At 67.4% G+C, this 19,234-nt stretch carries 18 protein-coding genes; 9 read left to right on the forward strand and 9 right to left on the reverse strand.

The window, feature by feature from the left end; all coding sequences use genetic code 11:
* The first annotated feature begins 57 nt into the window (after positions 1-57).
* Positions 58-1,554 (forward strand): threonine/serine exporter family protein, encoded by a 1,497-nt coding sequence (locus tag ABRP34_RS18625; protein WP_353711294.1) that lies wholly within the window; start codon positions 58-60, stop codon positions 1,552-1,554.
* 36 nt (positions 1,555-1,590) lie between these two features.
* On the opposite strand, the gene ABRP34_RS18630 is transcribed toward ABRP34_RS18625, so the two are convergent.
* Positions 1,591-2,430: a siderophore-interacting protein gene (locus ABRP34_RS18630; RefSeq protein WP_353711295.1), complete on the reverse strand. Its 840-nt coding sequence runs from the start codon at positions 2,428-2,430 to the stop codon at positions 1,591-1,593.
* Between the two features lie 10 nt (positions 2,431-2,440).
* Positions 2,441-3,235 (reverse strand): uracil-DNA glycosylase, encoded by a 795-nt coding sequence (locus ABRP34_RS18635; protein WP_353711296.1) that lies wholly within the window; start codon positions 3,233-3,235, stop codon positions 2,441-2,443.
* Positions 3,236-3,440: 205 nt separating this feature from the next.
* Between ABRP34_RS18635 and ABRP34_RS18640 the strand changes: the two genes are divergently transcribed.
* The 6 genes from ABRP34_RS18640 to ABRP34_RS18665 all read left to right on the forward strand — a co-directional run bounded on the left by ABRP34_RS18640 (position 3,441) and on the right by ABRP34_RS18665 (position 9,194).
* Entirely contained in the window at positions 3,441-3,749 is a 309-nt protein-coding gene (locus ABRP34_RS18640; protein WP_043419556.1) for a DUF3263 domain-containing protein, read from the forward strand.
* A 49-nt stretch (positions 3,750-3,798) separates the two neighbouring features.
* Positions 3,799-4,449, forward strand: a complete 651-nt coding sequence (locus ABRP34_RS18645) for a LytR C-terminal domain-containing protein (RefSeq protein ID WP_353711297.1) — start codon at positions 3,799-3,801, stop codon at positions 4,447-4,449.
* A gap of 158 nt (positions 4,450-4,607) precedes the next feature.
* Complete coding sequence (locus ABRP34_RS18650) at positions 4,608-4,811, forward strand: cold-shock protein (protein ID WP_139023375.1); 204 nt, start codon at positions 4,608-4,610, stop codon at positions 4,809-4,811.
* Positions 4,811-6,085: an ABC transporter substrate-binding protein gene (locus ABRP34_RS18655; protein ID WP_353711298.1), complete on the forward strand. Its 1,275-nt coding sequence runs from the start codon at positions 4,811-4,813 to the stop codon at positions 6,083-6,085. The genes ABRP34_RS18650 and ABRP34_RS18655 overlap by 1 nt, the downstream gene beginning before the upstream one ends.
* A 289-nt stretch (positions 6,086-6,374) precedes the next feature.
* Positions 6,375-8,003, forward strand: a complete 1,629-nt coding sequence (gene groL, locus ABRP34_RS18660) for a chaperonin GroEL (protein ID WP_003804695.1) — start codon at positions 6,375-6,377, stop codon at positions 8,001-8,003.
* Positions 8,004-8,120: 117 nt separating this feature from the next.
* Positions 8,121-9,194, forward strand: coding sequence for a ribonuclease HI family protein (locus ABRP34_RS18665; protein WP_353711299.1), 1,074 nt, complete (start codon positions 8,121-8,123; stop codon positions 9,192-9,194).
* Positions 9,195-9,218: 24 nt separating this feature from the next.
* On the opposite strand, the gene ABRP34_RS18670 is transcribed toward ABRP34_RS18665, so the two are convergent.
* The 6 genes from ABRP34_RS18670 to ABRP34_RS18695 form a co-directional block, all read right to left on the reverse strand.
* Positions 9,219-9,506, reverse strand: coding sequence for a WXG100 family type VII secretion target (locus tag ABRP34_RS18670; protein WP_003804689.1), 288 nt, complete (start codon positions 9,504-9,506; stop codon positions 9,219-9,221).
* Between the two features lie 127 nt (positions 9,507-9,633).
* Positions 9,634-11,151 (reverse strand): HAMP domain-containing sensor histidine kinase, encoded by a 1,518-nt coding sequence (locus ABRP34_RS18675; RefSeq protein ID WP_353713404.1) that lies wholly within the window; start codon positions 11,149-11,151, stop codon positions 9,634-9,636.
* A 74-nt stretch (positions 11,152-11,225) separates the two neighbouring features.
* Entirely contained in the window at positions 11,226-11,939 is a 714-nt protein-coding gene (locus tag ABRP34_RS18680; RefSeq protein WP_043419482.1) for a response regulator transcription factor, read from the reverse strand.
* 61 nt (positions 11,940-12,000) lie between these two features.
* Positions 12,001-13,644 carry a DNA repair helicase XPB gene (locus tag ABRP34_RS18685; protein ID WP_353711300.1) on the reverse strand — a complete coding sequence of 548 codons (1,644 nt, stop codon included), beginning with the start codon at positions 13,642-13,644 and terminating at the stop codon, positions 12,001-12,003.
* Positions 13,645-13,657: 13 nt separating this feature from the next.
* Positions 13,658-16,150 carry a helicase-associated domain-containing protein gene (locus ABRP34_RS18690; RefSeq protein WP_353711301.1) on the reverse strand — a complete coding sequence of 831 codons (2,493 nt, stop codon included), beginning with the start codon at positions 16,148-16,150 and terminating at the stop codon, positions 13,658-13,660.
* Positions 16,151-16,160: 10 nt separating this feature from the next.
* Positions 16,161-16,394: a hypothetical protein gene (locus ABRP34_RS18695; RefSeq protein WP_353711302.1), complete on the reverse strand. Its 234-nt coding sequence runs from the start codon at positions 16,392-16,394 to the stop codon at positions 16,161-16,163.
* A gap of 183 nt (positions 16,395-16,577) precedes the next feature.
* Between ABRP34_RS18695 and ABRP34_RS18700 the strand changes: the two genes are divergently transcribed.
* Both ABRP34_RS18700 and ABRP34_RS18705 read left to right on the forward strand, forming a co-directional pair.
* On the forward strand, positions 16,578-16,961 hold the full coding sequence (locus tag ABRP34_RS18700; protein ID WP_003804678.1) for a cold shock domain-containing protein: 384 nt from the start codon (positions 16,578-16,580) through the stop codon (positions 16,959-16,961).
* A gap of 8 nt (positions 16,962-16,969) precedes the next feature.
* On the forward strand, positions 16,970-17,584 hold the full coding sequence (locus ABRP34_RS18705) for a DUF3027 domain-containing protein (protein ID WP_353711303.1): 615 nt from the start codon (positions 16,970-16,972) through the stop codon (positions 17,582-17,584).
* Positions 17,585-17,788: 204 nt separating this feature from the next.
* Here ABRP34_RS18705 and serC read toward each other — a convergent pair whose 3' ends face one another.
* Positions 17,789-18,919, reverse strand: a complete 1,131-nt coding sequence (gene serC, locus ABRP34_RS18710) for a phosphoserine transaminase (protein ID WP_353711304.1) — start codon at positions 18,917-18,919, stop codon at positions 17,789-17,791.
* Positions 18,920-19,234 lie beyond the last annotated feature (315 nt).

Consider the following 19,234-nt stretch of genomic DNA (forward strand, 5'->3'; position numbering starts at 1 on the left):
ATACAGCTGCACAACCTGCGAGCCTGAACGGCTGAGGCCTGAACGGAGGGAGCCCTGATGGCCAAACAACCCCGCGGCGCCAACCGGCCGCCCACGGACGGGCTGCCCAAAACGGAGCCACTCACCCCCTCGCAGATGCACCAGAACGCGGCGGCCAAGCGCATGCTCCGCCGGCTGGTGCAGAGTGAAAGTCCGCCGACGGCGCCGCTGAGCATCGTGGACCGGCTCGCCGGGAGCCCCTATGCCAACCCGATGATCCAGGTGGGCGGCGTCGACACGTCGGCACGCAAGACCATGGACTTTGCGCTGCATCTCGCTGAATCCATGTTCCGCTACGGTGCAGGCTCCCTCGAGGTGGAGACGAGCATCATTGCGGTCACCGCAGCTCTGGGGCTGAAGAACATCGAGGTGGACATCACCAACCAGTCCGTGGGCATCAACTACGCCCCGAAGGACCAGACTCCCATCGCGCTCCTGCGGGTGGTCCGTTCCTGGACGAACAACTACGCCGGGCTTGCCAAGGTCCACCAACTGGTCACCGACATCGTGGCCGGAGGCGTTGGCCGGGACGAGGCCATCCGGCGGCTCGACGAGATCATCCGCAGTCCCAAGCCGTTTCCGCGCTGGATGGTGACGGTCGCGTTCGCCGTCTTCTCGGCGGTGTTCGTTGGCGTGATCGGCGGCGGCCCCGGCGCCTCCGCGGTGGCCTTCGCGTCCAATATCCTGATCAGCCTGCTGGCCAGGAAGCTGGGCCGCTGGCGGACGCCTGACTTCTTCGTCACGGCGGCGTGCTCTTTTGTGGTTACGGTCATCGCGCTGCTCATGTGGAAGTTCGGCAGTCCCGTGGGCTTCCGGCTGGCCCCCGCCATTGTGGTGGTGGGCGGCATCCTGCTGCTGCTTCCCACCGGGCGCCTGGTCTCCTCGGTGCAGGACGCCATCAACGGCTTTCCCGTCACGGCGGCCGGACGTTTCCTTTCCACGCTGCTGACATTCGGGGCGGTGGTCGCCGGGATCGCAGTCGCGTTCGTCGTGGGGGACCGGATCGGCATGGCGCCGATCGACGTCACGGAGACCTTTCCGCCCGCGTATCCGCTGTGGATACAGGTGATCATGGTTGCCGTCGCTGTTGTGGCGATCGGCATCACCGAGCAAACGGACTGGAAACTGCTGCTTCCGACGGCGGCTGTCGGCGTAGTGGGGCACCTGGTCCTCATCGGCAGTGACCTGCTGGGCGTTGGCGCGCGGTTCTCGCCGGCGCTTGCCGCCGTCGTGATCGGCCTGCTGGCCCGCGTGGTGGCCTTGAAGATGGGGGCTCCGCAGCTTGTGGTCGCCGTGCCGGCCGGTCTGATTCTCCTGCCCGGCCTCACTATATTCCGGTCGATGTATGTTCTGACCATCGAGGAGTCCGAGATCCTGCTGGGGGCGGGCGGGATGCTCAGCGCCGGTGCGATCGTGTTCGGCGTGGCCGGCGGCATTGTGCTCGGTGACACGCTGGCCCGGCCGCTCACGCGCAGCCTCGCCAGCAACGAGCGACGGCGCGCCCGCCGCCGCTAGGGCCTGCTGGATCCTGCGGCGTTAGATCTTCCGGCTTTAGATCTGGCCTATCGGCAGCTTCTTCTCAGCCTGGAACACGTCCTCGACCCGGCCCTTGGCCCAGTAGCCGGACAGCGAAACCTGGCTGCGGTCCAGGCCGCGCTCACGGAACAGCACCTCCCGCAGGCCCTTCATGTAGCCGCGCTCTCCGTGCGCGAACACGTTCACGCGCCCCTCGGGCCAGGCGGCGGTGCGCACTGCCTCCACCAGCTGGCTGCTCTCACCGGCGGGAACGTCTCCGCGCTGCAGCCAGACCAGCTCAAGTCCGGCAGGGGCAGCAATCTCCTGGACGTCCGCGTCCGAACCCACCTCGATAAAGGCGACGCCGCGGGCGTGTGCGGGAAGGGATTCGATGACGGCGGCCACCGCCGGCAGGGCGGCCTCGTCCCCGGCCAGCAGGTACCAGTCCGCGGCCGGATCGGGGTTGTAGCCGCCTCCAGGCCCCGTGAAGATGAGGGTGTCGCCCGGTTGGGCCGCGGCAGCCCAGGGACCGGCCAGGCCCTCGTCGCCGTGAACGACGAAATCAACGGCCAGTTCGCCGGTGGCCGTATCCACCCAGCGGACCGTGTAGGTCCGGGTGTGCGGCCACTGCTCGCGGGGCATGGTCTCCCGGATGGCCCAAAGGTCCAGGGGCTGGGGGTAGTCCACCCCGGGCTGCGGAAAGACGATCTTGACGTACCGGTCCACGAAGTCGTTGTTGACGTAGTCAGCAAACCCCGGACCGCCGGCGACGATCCGCACCATGTGCGCGGAAAGCTGCTCCCGGCGAAGGACGCTCAGGGTGACCTGCGGGCGGGAATTTTTCGTGGCGGTGGTGGTGGCCGGAAGGGAAGTCATGCAGGTAAGCCTAGCCTAAGTACGTTGGCGGGACCGCCGGGAGTTCCCAGTCCACAGGCCCGGTACCCTGCTCTTTCAGCAGGTCGTTCGCGTGGCTGAACGGCCGGGAGCCGAAGAACCCCCGCGAGGCGGAGAGCGGGCTGGGGTGGGCGCTGGCCACCACGGGCGTACTGCCCAGCAGGGGGCGGACGCTCTCGGCATCCTTGCCCCAGAGCACGGCGACGAGAGGCGCTGTGGTTCCCCCCGCTGTCCGGCGGCCGACGACGGCGGCAACAGCCGCCGTCGTGATCGGTTCCCAGCCCTTGCCGCGGTGGGACCCGGCAGCGCCCTCACGCACGCTCAGCACCCGGTTGAGCAGCAGGACGCCCTGGTCTGCCCAGGCGCCGAGATCGCCGTGGATCCGCGGCGGCAGGCCCAGATCCGTTTCGAGTTCCTTGTAGATGTTAACCAGGCTGCGCGGGATGGGGCGGGTGCCGGCGTCCACGGAAAAGGCCAGCCCCACAGCGTGCCCGGGGGTGGGATAGGGATCCTGGCCGACGATCAGGACCCGAACCCCGTTCAGGGGCTGCCGGAAAGCTCTGAGGACGTTCGACGCCGACGGCAGCACACGCTGCCCGGCCGCCTCCTCGCCGGCGAGGAAGGACAGGACGGACCGCAACTCGGCCTCCACTCCCGCCAGCGCGTCCGCCCAGTCGGGTGCCATCAGCTCGCCAAGGGGCAGGCCGGCCAGCTCCGCGAAGTCCGGGCCAGCCGCCATGGTGGGCTCGAGGTCGAAGAGCGGTTCAGGTTCCGTCACAGTGTCCATTCTCCCGCACGGCTGGCCCGAGCCCGCCGCAACCGTCGACGGAAGGGCGGCCCGTGCCGCCGCGCCGCAAATGACAAGGCTGTTATTCCTCCGTAACATAGGGGAGGTACTTTGACCGGATTCAGCTAAGGAGAGCGCAGTGGCCGAGCCGTTGCAGGACCATCTCACCGAGCAGGATTCAGTGCAGAATTCAGGGCACGATTCAGTGCAGGAGCACGGGTTGCGGAGCGGCTCGCTGCTGGACGGCTTCACGCCACGGGACTCGCCGCTGAGTGAGCGGGAGCAGCAGATTCTTGCCCTGGAACGGCAATGGTGGAAGTACGCCGGCGCCAAGGAGCAGGCCATCCGCGAGCTCTTTGACCTGTCCGCGACGCACTACTACCAGATCCTCAATGCCCTCATTGATACAGAGCACGCGCTGGCCCACGACCCCATGCTGGTAAAGAGATTGCGTAGACTACGTACGTCACGTCAGCGGGCCCGCACTGCCCGCCGCCTTGGATCTGACGCGTAACTGCTAGTGCCGGACTGCCGGCGAAAACCAACAAGGACGCCTGTTTACCATGACTAATTTTGCTCGGGACGAATTCGACAGGGTGCCTGAGGACTCCTCCCGGCAGGGCGTACACCGCGTTGTCTCCGCGCCGTCGCGCCCGAAGTTGTGGCCGATCCTTTCCGTGGGAATCGGGGCGCTCGCCGTCGGCCTGGTTGCTTTCCTCCTGCTGCCGCAGCTGGGCTTCCAGACCGCCACCTCGCCACAGCCCGCCGCGGCGGCCGGAACTTCCGTTTCCACTTCCACGGCGTCGGCCAGCCCCACGGCGAGGCCTTCGGGAAGTGCGGCACCCAGCGCCACCGCCTCGGCCTCGGCGTCCGCCTCCGACCCGGCGTCGCCCTCCGCGCTGGAGCCCGCCACCTCGGAAACCATTGCCCCTGCGGCGGTGGACAAGTCGCAGCCGGTCGCCATTTTTAATGGCACGCTGACTTCCGGACTGGCCGGACGTGTTGGTGCCACGGTCAAGTCCGACGGCTGGGTGCTCGGTGAGGTGGCCAACTGGCAGGGTGCTCCCCAGCAACAGTCGGTGATCTTCTACTCGGACGCTGCCCACAGGGCCAACGCCGAGGCGCTCAGTGCATTGCTGAACATCCCCACGCTGGTCGAGAGCGCGGACTTCCCGACGCCCGTTGCGGTGGTCCTGGGCCCCGGCTACGAGTAGCTGGTCCGGTTACGCCTGAATAACTATTGCCTCCGCTGCCGGCCGTCGGCCTGCGCCTGCAAGGGCCTGACTGGATACAGTTATGACAGGCTTCAAGGCGTAATTCACGGCACACACCGACGTGGGCCTTACGGAAGCAACCTGAAAGTGTGGGGATCATGGCATTGGGAACCGTGAAGTGGTTCAACGCGGACAAGGGCTACGGCTTCATCACCGTTGACGAATCGGGCGACGACGTCTTTGTGCACTGGTCGGCCATCCAGACCGACGGGTACCGGGCCCTGGATGAGGGCCAGCGGGTGGAGCTTGAAGTGGGCGAAGGCGAAAAGGGTCCGCAGGCAGAAAAGGTCCGGCCCGTCTAGTGGCACGACGCACAGGTCTCCTGGGATCCGCTGTCTGGGGCGCCGCCGTCGTGATGACGCTGGCTGCCTGCTCCGGATCCGGGGACAACGCCCGGACGGCTCCGGTGGAAGCCAGCGGCGACGGGACCCTGCGGATCGGACTGATCCTCGACAACACCGGACCCCAGGCCTTCCTGAACGCCGCCCAACTCGCTGCGGCCAAGCTCGCCGTCCAGCAGATCAACGCGGCGGGCGGACACAAGGGACGGCCCGTGGAACTGCTGCCCGAATCCACCGGTGCCGACACCGCCGCGCAGGCCCGGAAACTCGCCGATGCCAAGGCCGACGTCGTGATCGGTCCCACCGATTCCAGCCGAGCGCCGGCCGCCATTGACGTGCTGTCCAAAGCCGGGATCACGCTCATCTCTCCCGCCAACACGGCACCCGAACTCAGCAGCTACAAGAGCGGCGGCTACTACTTCCGCACGGCGGCGGCTGACATCGCGCAGGCTCCCGTGCTGGTGAAACTCGCCAAGGACGCTGGAGCCAACAGCCTCGCGGTGGTCTACGAGGACGGCAGCTACGGCCAGGCCGTGTCTGCGGCAGTGTCCGCTTCGGCCAAGGCCGGCGGGCTGGACCCCGTCACCGTCTCCGGCTTCAAAGCGGGCGAGGCACAGAAGTCCGCGGCCGCTGCCCGCGACGCGGCGCCGGACGCCGTCGTCGTCATTGCCCGGGACGGTGCGCAGGGCGCCATCGCCGAGCTCACCAACGCCGGGCTGCCGGGCAACAAACTCATCCTCGGCGACGGCGGCTTCAGGCAGTACGGGTCCGCCCTCGGATCGAAGTCGATGGAGGGAACGCGTGCCCTGGTGCCCGGGGTCTTCCCCTCGGCGCACTTCCAGGCTGAACTCGTGGCCATCGATGCGGGACTCAAGGACATGACGTTCGCCGCCGAGACCTATGACGCCGTGAACCTCGCGGCCCTGGCCGCCGCTGAGGCAGAGGACGACGCCGGTGCCTCCATCGCCGGTACCCTCATTCCCGTCTCCGGCGGCACTTCCGGCAGCCGGGCGTCCGCCTCGCCGTCCGGCCCGCGGGCCGTCTGCTCGACGTACAAGGACTGCCTTGCCGCCATCCGGGACGGAAAGGCCATCGACTACGACGGCGAGTCAGGACCTGTCCGCTTCGATGCTAACGGAGACGTCACCGCTGCCAAGTTCATGGTGTTCACCTACGGAGCCGACAACAAGGCGAAGCTCACGGGCAGCGAGGCCGCCGGCAGGTCTGCCGGCTGATCGCTGGCAGCGAATACTCCGCACGTTCGCGGGATTAACAGGCGCATCTGCTTGCACTCTCCCCGGGGGAGTGCTAATTATTGATTAGCACTCCAGCGTGCCGACTGCTAAAGGGTCGTCCGGTTCACGCCGGCACCTCCCCGGCGGCGGCGCAAGGAGCGAAAGAAACACCTGGTTGGGGTGAGATCCGGACTGTCGGGCATACAGAGGCCTGCAGAAAGGATCGTCCGTCGCGGGCACCGCAGCGAGGTTCCTTCTTAACGACTGTCCCGAAAGGACTATTGCCGTTATGGCCAAGATCATTGCATTTGATGAAGAGGCACGCCGCGGTCTTGAGCGGGGCCTGAACATCCTCGCCGACGCCGTCAAGGTCACCCTCGGCCCGCGTGGCCGCAACGTCGTCCTCGAAAAGAAGTGGGGCGCTCCCACGATCACCAACGATGGTGTTTCCATCGCCAAGGAGATCGAGCTGGACGATCCCTACGAGAAGATCGGCGCCGAGCTGGTCAAGGAAGTTGCCAAGAAGACGGATGACGTCGCTGGTGACGGCACCACCACGGCCACCGTCCTGGCCCAGGCACTGGTCAAGGAAGGCCTGCGCAACGTCGCGGCCGGCGCTGACCCGCTGTCCCTCAAGCGCGGCATCGAGAAGGCCGTTGAAGCCGTAACCGCTGAACTGCTGAACTCCGCCAAGGAAATCGAAACCAAGGAAGAGATCGCAGCCACGGCTTCCATCTCCGCCGGTGACGACGAAATCGGCGCCCTGATCGCCGAAGCCCTGGACAAGGTGGGCAAGGAAGGCGTCATCACGGTCGAGGAGTCCAACACCTTCGGCCTCGAGCTGGAGCTCACCGAAGGCATGCGCTTCGACAAGGGCTACATCTCCGCATACTTCGTCACGGACACCGAGCGCCAGGAAACGGTCCTCGAAGACCCGTACATCCTGATCGTCAACTCCAAGATCTCCAACGTCAAGGAACTGGTTGCTGTCCTCGAGAAGGTCATGCAGTCCAACAAGCCGCTGCTGATCATCGCCGAAGACATCGAGGGCGAGGCCCTGGCCACCCTGATCGTCAACAAGATCCGCGGCACCTTCAAGTCCGTCGCCGTCAAGGCTCCGGGCTTCGGTGACCGCCGCAAGGCACAGCTTGCTGACATCGCCATCCTCACCGGCGGCCAGGTCATCGCCGAGGAAGTCGGCCTCAAGCTTGAGACCGCCGGCCTCGAACTCCTGGGCAAGGCACGCAAGGTTGTTGTCACCAAGGACGAGACCACCATCGTCGAAGGTGCAGGCGACGCCGACCAGATCGCCGGCCGCGTTTCCCAGATCCGCGCCGAGATCGAAAACTCCGACTCCGACTACGACCGCGAGAAGCTGCAGGAGCGCCTGGCCAAGCTGGCCGGCGGCGTTGCAGTCATCAAGGCCGGTGCCGCCACGGAGGTTGAGCTCAAGGAGCGCAAGCACCGCATTGAGGACGCTGTCCGCAACGCAAAGGCTGCCGTCGAAGAGGGCATCGTTGCCGGTGGTGGCGTGGCCCTGATCCAGGCCGGCGCCAAGGCATTCGCCAACCTGAACCTGACCGGCGACGAAGCAACCGGCGCGAACATCGTCCGCGTTGCCATCGACGCCCCGCTGAAGCAGATCGCCTTCAACGCCGGCCTCGAGCCCGGCGTCGTGGTCGACAAGGTCCGCGGCCTGCCCGCAGGCCACGGCCTGAACGCAGCAACCGGCGAATACGTCGACCTGCTGGCTGCCGGCGTGAACGACCCCGTCAAGGTGACCCGCTCTGCCCTGCAGAACGCGGCTTCCATTGCCGGTCTGTTCCTCACCACTGAGGCCGTTGTGGCCGACAAGCCGGAGAAGAACGCCCCGGCCGTCGGCGGCGGCGACGAGATGGGCGGCATGGGCGGCTTCTAGCCACCCGCTGCTCCTAGCGTCTAAAAGTGCGGCCCCCTCCACCGAGGGGGCCGCACTTTTTTGTGTGCGGGTTTTGTCTGCGCATTTTTTGTCTGTCCAGTCTGGCAGGATGGTTCGGTGACGATTACTGCAGCAGCCGACGGTTCGGCATTGGGAAACCCGGGTCCCGCAGGCTGGGCCTGGTACGTGAACGACGACTGCTGGCGGGCCGGCGGCTGGCCGCACGGCACCAACAACCAGGGTGAGCTGATGGCTGTCCTGGACCTCTTCCGCTCCACCGCGCATCTCCCCGACGAGGACCTGCACATCCTCTGCGACAGCCAGTACGTGATCAATTCCGTGACCAAGTGGATGCCCGGATGGAAGCGCAAAGGATGGCGCAAAGCCGACGGCAAGCCCGTGCTGAACGTGGACATCCTCAAGGACATCGACCGGGAGCTCGCCGGGCGGAAGTACAGGTTCGAATGGGTCAAGGGCCACGCCGGGCACGAGCTGAACGAAGCCGCAGACGAGCGCGCCAGGGCCGTGGCGATCGCCTACCAGCAGGGTGTTGCCGCCCGCTCAGGACCCGGCTTCCCCGACGCGGAACCGGCGGCAGGCCGGAGGCCCGTCAAGGAGGGCCGTGGCGAGGGCGGCATCCCTCCGCTGTTTGAACCCGACACACCGGCCCGGGGCGCGGCTGAAACACTGGCCCGCGGCACGGCAGGAACCCCGGCCCGCAGCGAAACCGCCAACCAGGTCAGCTTCGAGTCCGGAACTCCGGCCCTCTTCGGAGACGAGCCCGACCTCTTCAGTGAACTGAGTGCCGGCGACCTTGGTGTAGAGGAGTTTTCGCAGCCTCCGGCCGGCGCCACGCCCGAACAGATTGTCGAGGCCTTCGAACGTGAGCTTCTTCGCCCTGATGTCCGGAGCGACATCGGCCGGACGGGGCAGCTCCTGCACCCGGACTTCACCGAAATCGGTACCGCCGGGCGCCTCTGGACCCGCGACGCGATGATGATGTCCCTCGAGGAAAGCCCGGCCGGTCCTGTCGACCTGGACGTGCTCAGCGCCGACCGGATCGGCACGGACACGGTCCTGCTGACCTACCGCAGCTACTCGCGCGCCGGCTCAGCCCTGCGGAGCTCCCTGTGGGTCCTGGACGGTGAACAGTGGCGCCTGCGGTTCCACCAGGGCACACCCGAGGCCTGAGCCGGGGCCCGAGCCGGGCAGTCGTCAGCTGAAGCGCTGCGCGTTGCCCAGTTCCGCTTGCGCATAGGTGTCCGCGGCCGATGACAGGGCCAGGTTGATGGAGGCGAGGGAGGCCTCGACCTTGCCCTGCGTCAGCGTCCACTCGGCAACGAGGGCCTGGAAGTTGGTGGCAGCCGAACCTCGCCACGTGGCCTGCAGTTCGTCCAGGCCGTGCTTCATCGCCTGTACGTCGGCGCTGATCCGGTCGACGGTTGCCTTGACGTTGGCTGACTTCACCTGCAGTTGATCGGTATCGACGGTAATGATGCTCATGGCGGGCCTCTCGACAACTTGGGGAACTGCCCCGGCAGGACAGTCGCTGTGGCTGGCGGACCGGCCGTTGCGGTCCGCTACATCGAGCCTAGGAACCCGCGGGCGGCCGGCACCACAGCCGGATCCGCTATGTGGATAACCGGTGCCCGCCGGGCGCCCGGTTCCCGCCGGCAGTGTCGGACCCGGTGACACCGTCTGCATCGGCGCTGTCCGAGAATGTCCCGATGCCGTCCACCTCCGGAGCATCCACTTCCCGGCTGTCCGCCTCGGGGGAGTCCTCCCGGAGGGGAAGGCTGACCACAAGGGTTGCGCCTCCGCCGTCGGTACCTTCCACCCGGACGGAGCCGCCGTGCGAGCCGACAATGGCAGCCACGATCGCCAGCCCCAGCCCGCTGCCGCCCGTCTCCCGGGTGCGTGACGTGTCGGCCCGGTAGAAGCGCTCAAAGACCTTGGGCGCCTCCGTGTCGGAGATCCCGGGGCCGTGGTCCCGGACCTCCAGGACGGACTGGGCGGAACCGTCGTCGGCCCGCCGGACGCCCACGGCGAGTTCGATGGGGGTTCCCCCGGGCGTGTAGCGCAGCGCGTTGCCCACCAGGTTGCCGATGACCTGGCGGAGCTTCGCCTCATCGCCGAGCACCGGTGCCGGTTCGGCGCTGCCGTTGTGCAGGCCGGTCAGGGTGATGGTGCGGTTCCGTTCGCTGGCCTGGGTGTCCACCACGGCGTCATGGGCAAGCAGCTGCAGGTCGATCGGCTTGCGCTGCAGCGGCCGCTGCTCGTCGAGCCGTGCCAGCAGCAGCAGGTCCTCCACCATGGAGCCCATCCGCTTGGCCTCACTCTCGATCCGGCCCATGGCGCTGGCCACGTCCTCCGACGACTGCAGCGCGCCGTGCCGGTACAGCTCCGAGTAGCCCCTGATCGTCACCAGCGGGGTGCGCAGCTCATGGGACGCGTCCGCCGCGAACCGGCGCATCCGGTCCTCGGACGCCATCCGGGCCGCGAAGGCGGCCTCGATGTGGGCGAGCATGGCGTTCAGCGACCGGCCGAGGCGGCCCACCTCCGTGGCGGGGTTCTCCACGTCGACACGGCGCGACAGGTCGCCGGCGGCAATGGCGGCGGCGGTCTTCTCCACTCTTGCCAGCGGGCGGAAGGACCTGGTCACGGTCCAGTTGGCGATGAAGAAGGCGAGGATGAGCGTCAGCAGTCCAACACCCACCACCACCAGGGTGGAAAGGCGCAGCACCTCATCCACCGTGGACAGCGGCAGCCCGATAACCACCACCGCCCGCTGCTGCTCGCTTCCCACAACAACGGGGACTGCCACCACGCGCCAGTTCTCACCGTCGGTGCCCCGCACCTGGTACGGCCTCAGATCGCGCTCACGGGCTTCATCCAGGGAGATCGATTCAATGTCAGGGCGGTCGGGCTTCTCGTCCAGGTGGCTCGCCGCGGCTCCCGGATAATAGAGGGTCACTGTGTAATCCGTGGGAATCACCGGGTTGGCAATGGGGGAGATGGAGCGCTGGCGCTGGGCGGCTTCGACGGCGGCCCGCAGCTTATCGTCCACCTGGCCCTGGAGGTAGCCGCGCAGCAGCGTCAGCGCACCTGTCCCGGTCACGGCGAGGGCAACGAGCAGGAGGGCCATCATAATGGCTACCAGCTGGGACCTGAGGGTGGCGGACTTCCAGCGCTCCAGCGCGGACCTCCAGCGCTCGAGCAACGTCAGCGCTTTTCTGCTGTCCGCAGCACGTAGCCGACGCCGCGCTTGGTCTGGATGAGGGCCGGGGCGTCAGGATCGATGTCCACTTTGCGCCGCAGGTAGGAAATGTAGGACTCAACGATGGAGGCGTCACCGTTGAAGTCGTATTCCCAGACGTGGTCCAGGATCTGTGCTTTGGACAGGACCCGGTTCGGGTTCAGCATCAGGTAGCGGAGCAGCTTGAATTCGGTGGGCGACAGCTCGATCACCTTGCCGCCGCGGCGCACCTCGTGGGCGTCGTCGTCGAGCTCCAGATCGTCCACCCGGATGACGGCCTCGTCGTCCTCCAGCATCGGCTGTGTCCTGCGGAGCACGGCGCGGATGCGGGCCACCACCTCGTCCAGGCTGAAGGGCTTGGTGACGTAGTCGTCCCCGCCCACTGTGAGGCCGGTGACCTTGTCCTCGGTGTCATCCTTGGCGGTCAGGAAGAGGACAGGGAAATGCTTGCCTGCCGCGCGCAGCCGGCGGGTGACGGTGAAGCCGTCCATGTCCGGAAGCATGACGTCCAGCACCGCGAGGTCGGGTGCGTGCGCCTCGACGGCGGCCAGCGCCTCCCGCCCGTTCCCGGCGGACACCACTTCAAAGCCGGCGAAGCGCAAGGACGTGGAAAGCAGCTCGCGGATGTTCGGTTCGTCATCAACCACGAGGAGCTTCGCTTCGGCGCTGTTCTTTTTCATATCTCCCATGATGCTCCCAGAATCTGGGAGTTTTCTGGATGTATGTTGTGCGTTGCTTGGGTCAGCAGGATTCGACGTCCTTGGCGTCCATGATGCGGTAGGCGTAGCCCTGCTCGGCCAGGAAGCGCTGGCGCTTGGCCGCGAAATCCTGGTCCAGGGTGTCGCGGGCAACGAGGGAGTAGAAGCGTGCCGCCCGGCCGTCCTGCTTGGGGCGCAGCAGCCGGCCGAGCCGCTGGGCCTCCTCCTGGCGCGAGCCGAAGGAGCCGGAGACCTGGATGGCCACGGAGGCTTCCGGGAGGTCGATGGAAAAGTTGGCCACCTTGGACACCACGAGGGTCTGGACCTCTCCGGCGCGGAAGGCGTCAAAGAGCTTCTGCCGCGCCTTGACCGAGGTTTCGCCCTTGATGACCGGGGCGCCCAGCCGCTCACCGAGTTCGTCGAGCTGGTCGATGTACTGCCCGATCACGAGGACCTGCTCGCCTCGGTGGTGCTCCACCAGCTGCTCGGCCACGAGGGTCTTGGTCTCGGACGTGGCGCACAGCCGGTACTTGTCCGCGTCCTCGGCCATGGCGTAGGCCACGCGCTCGTCCTTGGGAAGGTCCACGCGCACCTCCACGCAGTCCGCGGGGGCGATGTAGCCCTGCGCTTCGATGTCCTTCCACGGCGCGTCATAGCGTTTGGGGCCGATGAGGCTGAAGACCTCCCCTTCCCGGCCGTCCTCGCGCACCAGGGTTGCCGTGAGGCCGAGCCGCCGGCGGGCCTGCAGGTCCGCCGTCATCCGGAAGATCGGCGCGGGCAGCAGGTGGACCTCGTCGTAGATGATCAGCCCCCAGTCGTGGCCGTCCACTAGCTCAAGGTGCGGGTAGAGGCCGCCGCGCTTGGTGGTGAGGACCTGGTAGGTTGCGATCGTCACCGGACGGACCTCCTTGACGGCGCCCGAATACTCGCCGATCTCGTCCTCGGTCAGCGAGGTGCGCCGGAGCAGCTCATCCTTCCACTGCCGGGCCGAGACCGTGTTGGTGACGAGGATCAGCGTTGTGGTGGAACTCGTGGCCATCGCCGCGGCGCCCACGAGTGTCTTTCCGGCGCCGCAGGGGAGCACGACGACTCCGCTGCCGCCGGCCCAGAAGTTCTCCGTGGCCAGCCGCTGGTACGGCCGCAGTGTCCAGCCGGATTCGTTGAGCAGGATGGGGTGCGGCGTGCCGTCCACGTAGCCGGCCAGGTCCTCCGCGGGCCAGCCGATCTTCAGCAGCAGCTGCTTCAGCTGGCCGCGCTGGGAGGAATGGACCACCACGGTCTCCGCGTCGATGCGCGGACCCAGCAGCGGCTGGATCTTCTTGGCCCTGCTGACCTCCTCCAGCACCGGATAGTCGCTGGTGCGCATGACCAGCCCGTGCTGGGGGTCCTTCTCCAGCCGCAACCGGCCGTACCGGGACATGGTTTCTTCGATGTCGATCAGCAGCGAGTGCGGCACCGGGAAGCGGGAATAGGTGAGCAGCGTGTCCAGCACCCTCTCGGCGTCGAGCCCTGCTGCCCGGGCGTTCCAAAGCCCCAGCGGCGTGAGCCGGTAGCTGTGCATGTGCTCGGGCGCGCGCTCCAGCTCGGCGAAGGCCGCGATGGCGTGCCGGGCCTCCGTCGCCTGCTCGTGGTCCACTTCGAGGAGGATGGTCTTGTCGCTCTGGACAATCAGGGGGCCGTCATTCACGCAGGTCGAACCTTCACTGCTGCATTTCCTCTGCTGCCTCGATATCGATGATGCGGTGGATGGAAAGCACCCGCTCCGTGTCCTTCGCGGGGTCAAAGACACGGACGCGTCCGCCCGCCACGGATACCGGAACCACCGTTTCCAGTTTCGCATTCCCCAGGCTGTCCACCACGTTCATCACGACTTTCTGCCGGAGCCGGATGGCCTTGTGCAGGGTCTCCAGTCCCAGCTGGGTTGCCTCCTCGCCGCCGGCGGGAGCCGGACGGGCACCGTTGGGGCTGCCGCCGTGCTCCGCATGGCGGCGGAGGATGGCGAGCTGGGCGGTGACGTCGGCGTCGGGGAGGGCGGTTCGCGGCGCACTGTAGACGGGGCGCCCGGTGGCCGCTGCGGGCGCGGTGCGGTTGAGGTGTACGACGGCGGATCCGGCCTCTTCTACGGCGGGTGACAGTCCCAGCCCGCGCAGCACGAGGGCCGTCTGCCGGGGAGAGGCCATGGAGACCAGGACGGTGGGGGCGATCCGGACCAGGCCCAGGGATGAGGCTGCAGCTTCCCGGCAGAGCTCACTGAGTGCGGCTTCGTCGTCACTCTGGATGAAGCTGGCGGCCGCCCCGACCCGCAGCTTGCCGTGCCTGGCGGCCGTGTCCTCCACGAGATACTGCAGCGGCTGCGGAACGGCGGTGGCGGAGTGCCGGCGGAGGAAATCGAGGATTGCTGCTGCGTCCTGGCCCGAGTCCAGTGCGCGCCGGATGGACTCCACGGAGAACCGGTACGTGGTGGCCGGGCCCTGCCCTTCGGCGTCCGCCATCCGCTGGAGCTGCTCGGCCAGCTCGGGGGACAGATAGCCGGGCGCTACCGCGGTCAGGTCCGCCTGCAGGAGCACGTGGTTGAGGGCTGCGGGCAGGTGTTCGCCGAGGAGGTTCATGGCGTCGTCAGGCGCATCCGCGGCGATGGCGGCGCCCAGCTGGCTGAGGGCACCGGACCCGATCAGCCCCAGCAGCTCCGCCTCGGCCAGGACGCCGCCGATCAGGGAACTGAACCGCCGCGCCATGCGGGGCTGGGACCACTCGGCACGCTGCAGCACTGCCTCCGCGTTGAGTACCGGCGCCGCACCGTCCGGCATCTCCGCTTCGAGCGTCAGCTCCCGCAGTATCTCCAGGATCCTCTTGCGGATGACTGGGGCGTCGGCCCGCTGGGCCTCGGCGGAGAGGGCGTTGACGGTGGCCGCCGGGGCGGCCCGGTGGCTCGCGGGCCCTGCGGGCTGGCCATTGATGGGCTGCCCCACGAGTGACGGGGCCCGCTCGCTCGCCAGCCAGGCGTTGACGAGCCACAGCCACTGTTCCTGCCGCGGCAGTCCGAGCCATTCCAGCTGGGGCGGCTGCACCCAGCACGAGCTGTCCACGTCCAGCCGGATCAGGCCCGCCAGGGCGCTGAGCTCCAGCAGCACGGCGGTGGTGTGGTGGTCCACGCGGAGCGTCTCGGCGAGCCTCCGCATTTCGCGGATGCCCACGCCGCCGCTCCGCAGGGTGGCCAGGGGCTGGCCCCTCACGGCGTGCAGCAGTTCGCCGGTGAGGCGCAGGGTCTCGGCGATCGCGCCGAGCGCGGCATTGCGGCGGAGCGCGGCAGTGGTGACGCCGAGCGTCGGCGCCGGGGGCGTGAGGGAGAAGTTGTCGATGATGGCGCCGCCGCGCAGGGAGATGCCCACGCTGTGCGGAAGTTCCACGTGGGCGGCGTCCAGCGGAACCAGCAGGCCCCGGGCCAACAGCCAGTCGACGGGCCCGACGTCGTGACCTTCAGTTGTGACGGAAGCCTTCCGCTGGGCTTGGGGGACGGCGCCCATGGCCCAGTTGCTGAACCGTGCCAGCAGTGCAGCTGTCCGTTCGGGGGCGCTGCCGAGGAGCGCGTGCAGCCCTTCTGGGGAAGAGGTCCAGTGCTGCAGCGCCAGCGCCGCCTCCATCGGGGTGGTGGCCGGCTGCACGGCGGCGCCGCTGCGGTGCAGCTCCGCGACAAGCTGGACAACGCGCTGGGCGAAAGCCGGCTGCAGCCTGACCAGCTCGGTGTAGCTGCGCCCCAGCCCTGCGGGGTAGATCCCGACGACGTCCTTCAGGCTGCTCACCGGAAGGTAGAAGCGCTGCCGCTGGGCGCCGGGTCCCGCGCCGTGCGGCGGCTCCGCCCGCTGCACGAGGGCCAGGTCATGCAGCGACTGCAGGAGCTGCTCGATGGCCGCCACCGTGGCCCCTGCGATGGACTTCTTCAGCACCGCGGCCGATGCGCTGTGCCCGGTGTCCGTGTTGGTGCACAGGTGCAGGGTCTCGAGGACCTGCATTTGCGGGCGGTTCAGTCGTTCCAGGGCCCGCTGCACGCTCACCCGCGCGCTGGCGCGGGCGGCCAGCGCGGGGAAGTCGGGAACGCCGGGGGAGATCAGGTCCGGCCGCGCAGCGAACAGGGCACGCAGTGACTCGTCGCTGCGTGCCTCCAGTTCCTTGCTGAGCGCTCGAATGAGGGACATCAGTCCAACGTTACCGCCCGCCGGGGCTTCCTGCCCGGCGGCGGGCGGCAACGCCGTCGACCACCAGCACAAGCATCAGCAGGAAGGCCGCCGGAAGGCCGTAGAGCGCCGTTGATGTGATCCACTGCGGCGCGGCCTGGCCCGCAGCGGCCAACGCCATGACCGCCCCGACGGCGGCAAGGGACAAAACTGCAAGGAGCACTGCGGTGGCCATCATTGGCCGCCGGAAACGCGCGGATTTCATGGACGTAACGCTAACAGCAGCGCCGCGGCCGCGCCTCAAAGCGGGATTAGCCTGCCAGTCAGGATAACCTTGAAGGAACAGACCAACATGGACCAGTCAGTCATACCTTGAACCCGCACATCAGTGTGGATGCGGTGACGGCTGGCCATGTCCCAGAACGTCAGAACGAAGAAGGTTGATTAGGTGCCTACCGGCAAGGTCAAGTGGTACGACAAGGACAAAGGTTTCGGATTCCTCGCGGGCGAGGACGGGCAGGAAGTGTTCCTTCCCAAGTCCGCATTGCCCGCCGGAGTTTCTGAACTGAAAGCCGGCACCCGGGTTGAGTTCGGCGTCGCGGACGGACGCAAAGGCGCCCAGGCCCTAGGCCTGCGCGTCCTCGAAAAGACGCCGTCCATCGCCAAGGCAAAGCGCCCCAGCGCGAGGGATCTCGCCCCGCTGGTGCAGGACCTGGTGACGGTTCTGGACAACCTGTCCGGCACGCTGTCGTCCGGCAAGTATCCGGATGGCAACAAGGGCAAGGCCATTGCCGCTGCCCTGCGTAAGGTTGCCGACGAGCTGGACGCCTAGGCCTCCCGATGAACCCGGAACCTGAACAGGCCGAATCCAAGGTGGAACCCAAGGCACCCAAGCGGCGTGCCGGTGTCCCGGTGTGGCGGACGGGGAAACCCGACGCCGTGCTGGCCGCTGCCGTGGACACCGCCCGGACCGCCATCGAAGGCATTGCGAAGGCATCCGAAATCGGGGAGCACCTGGCCGCCCGCACCGAGGGCGACCGCGTGGTGACGCACCTTTTTGAATCACGGCTGCCGGGGTACATCGGCTGGCAGTGGTATGCCGTCCTGACCCGGAACTCCCGCTCCAAGGTGATCACGGTCAACGAGCTTGGCCTGCTTCCCTCGGAAGACTCGATCCTCGCCCCGGAGTGGGTGCCGTGGGCCGAGCGCGTGCGCCCTGAGGACGCCCAGGAGCAGGACGCGGAAGACGCCCAGGACGAAGCTCCTGCTGAAGACGGGGCCGACGGCGCTCCGGGTGAGACGGCCGCGGGCGCCGAAGCCGCCGCTGAAACAGGGTCCGACACCGAAACAGGGTCCGACACCGACACCGAAACAGAGTCTGGCGCCGACGCGGCCTCCGGGGATGAGGCTGGTACCAATGGCGAGACTGAAACTCGCGGCCGAGAGCAGGACTGATCACACCGCCGGATCAGCCGGGACTTAATGCGGAATGCCCCCGCTACCTCGTAGGTAGCGGGGGCATTCCCATGAGTCCGGACGGAACCGGCCTGGCGCAAGCCCGCCCGACGCCGTCGAACCTTAGCGGAAGAGTTTTGTCCAGATAATGGGGCTAAACGGCCGTGGAGCTCCGATTATCTGGACATCAACTCAAACTCCTGGCTACTTCTTCAGCTCGCCAACCACGTAGTCGATGCACTCGAGCAGGGCGGAAACATCGGATGGCTCGATGGCCACGAAGGTGGCGATGCGCAGCTGGTTGCGTCCCAGCTTCCGGTAGGGCTCGGTGTCCACGATGCCGTTGGCGCGGAGCACCTTGGCAATCGCAGCGGCATCGATCGAGTCATCGAAGTCGATGGTGGCGATCACGTTGGAGCGCTCGGCGGCATTGGCAACGAACGGCGTGGCGAATTCGGAGGCTTCCGCCCACTTGTAGATGCGTCCGGCCGAGTCGGCCGTGCGTCCGGCGGCGAAGTCCAGGCCACCGTTGGCGTTCAGCCACTGCACCTGGGCATCCAGCGTGACGAGCGTGGACAGCGACGGGGTGTTGTACGTCTGGTTCAGCTTGGAGTTGTCGATGGCGGTCTTCAGGTCCAGGAAGTCAGGGATCCAGCGCCCGCTCGCCTTGACGCGCTCGGCCCGCTCCAGCGCTGCCGGGGAGAAGAGGCCCAGCCACAGCCCGCCGTCGGAGGCGAAGTTCTTCTGCGGTGCGAAGTAGTAGACGTCCGTCTGGGCCACGTCGACGTCAAGGCCGCCGGCAGCCGAGGTAGCGTCCACCAGCACCAGTGCGCCCTCGTCGGCGCCATTCACCCGCTGGACGGGCGCGGCAACACCCGTTGAGGTCTCGTTCTGCGGCCAGGCGTAAACGTCAACGCCCGCCTCGGCCTTGGGGGCGGGGCAGGTGCCGGGCTCGGACTTGATGATGGAGGATTCCGCAAGGAACGGCGCCTTGTTGGTGGCCGCGGCGAACTTGGACCCGAATTCGCCGAACGACAGGTGCTGCGCCTTCTGTTCCACCAGGCCGAAGCTGGCGACATCCCAGAACGCGGTGGAACCGCCGACACCCAGGACCACTTCGTAGCCTTCGGGGGCACGGAAGAAAGTGCTGAGGCCTTCGCGGACGGAGCCAACGAGGTTCTTCACCGGGGCCTGGCGGTGGGACGTGCCAAGGAGCGTCGTGGCGGCTGCGGAGAGCGCCTCGATCTGCTCCGGCCTGACCTTGGAGGGACCGGCGCCGAACCGTCCGTCCTTGGGCAGGAGGTTTGCGGGAATAGTGATGCTGGTGTCGCTCACAGTGGCTCCAATTTTCGGCATGGAAATGCGGTTCGGCTGGGTCGGGGCGATGGCCGGCAGACAACCTTGACCGCCACGTCGACCCTCCTTATTCTGCCCGAAGCGCCGATACCGGAGGAACACGCCCCCGTCATAGTCCAGTCACTGAGACAGTGCCCGCCGCCCGCCCTGCGAATTATCCGGACTAATTCAAAATAGGCTAAGCTGGCACTGAACGTACGGGCAGACAGCCGGTGCTGCGCCGCCGTCGGATATACGACCGCCGCTGCAGCTTGCCGGATCCCGGTGCGGCGGGCCCGCGGTACGGTGGGACGG

Origin of the sequence: Arthrobacter sp. K5, assembly GCF_040448525.1 — a bacterium.
Classification (GTDB): domain Bacteria; phylum Actinomycetota; class Actinomycetes; order Actinomycetales; family Micrococcaceae; genus Arthrobacter; species Arthrobacter globiformis.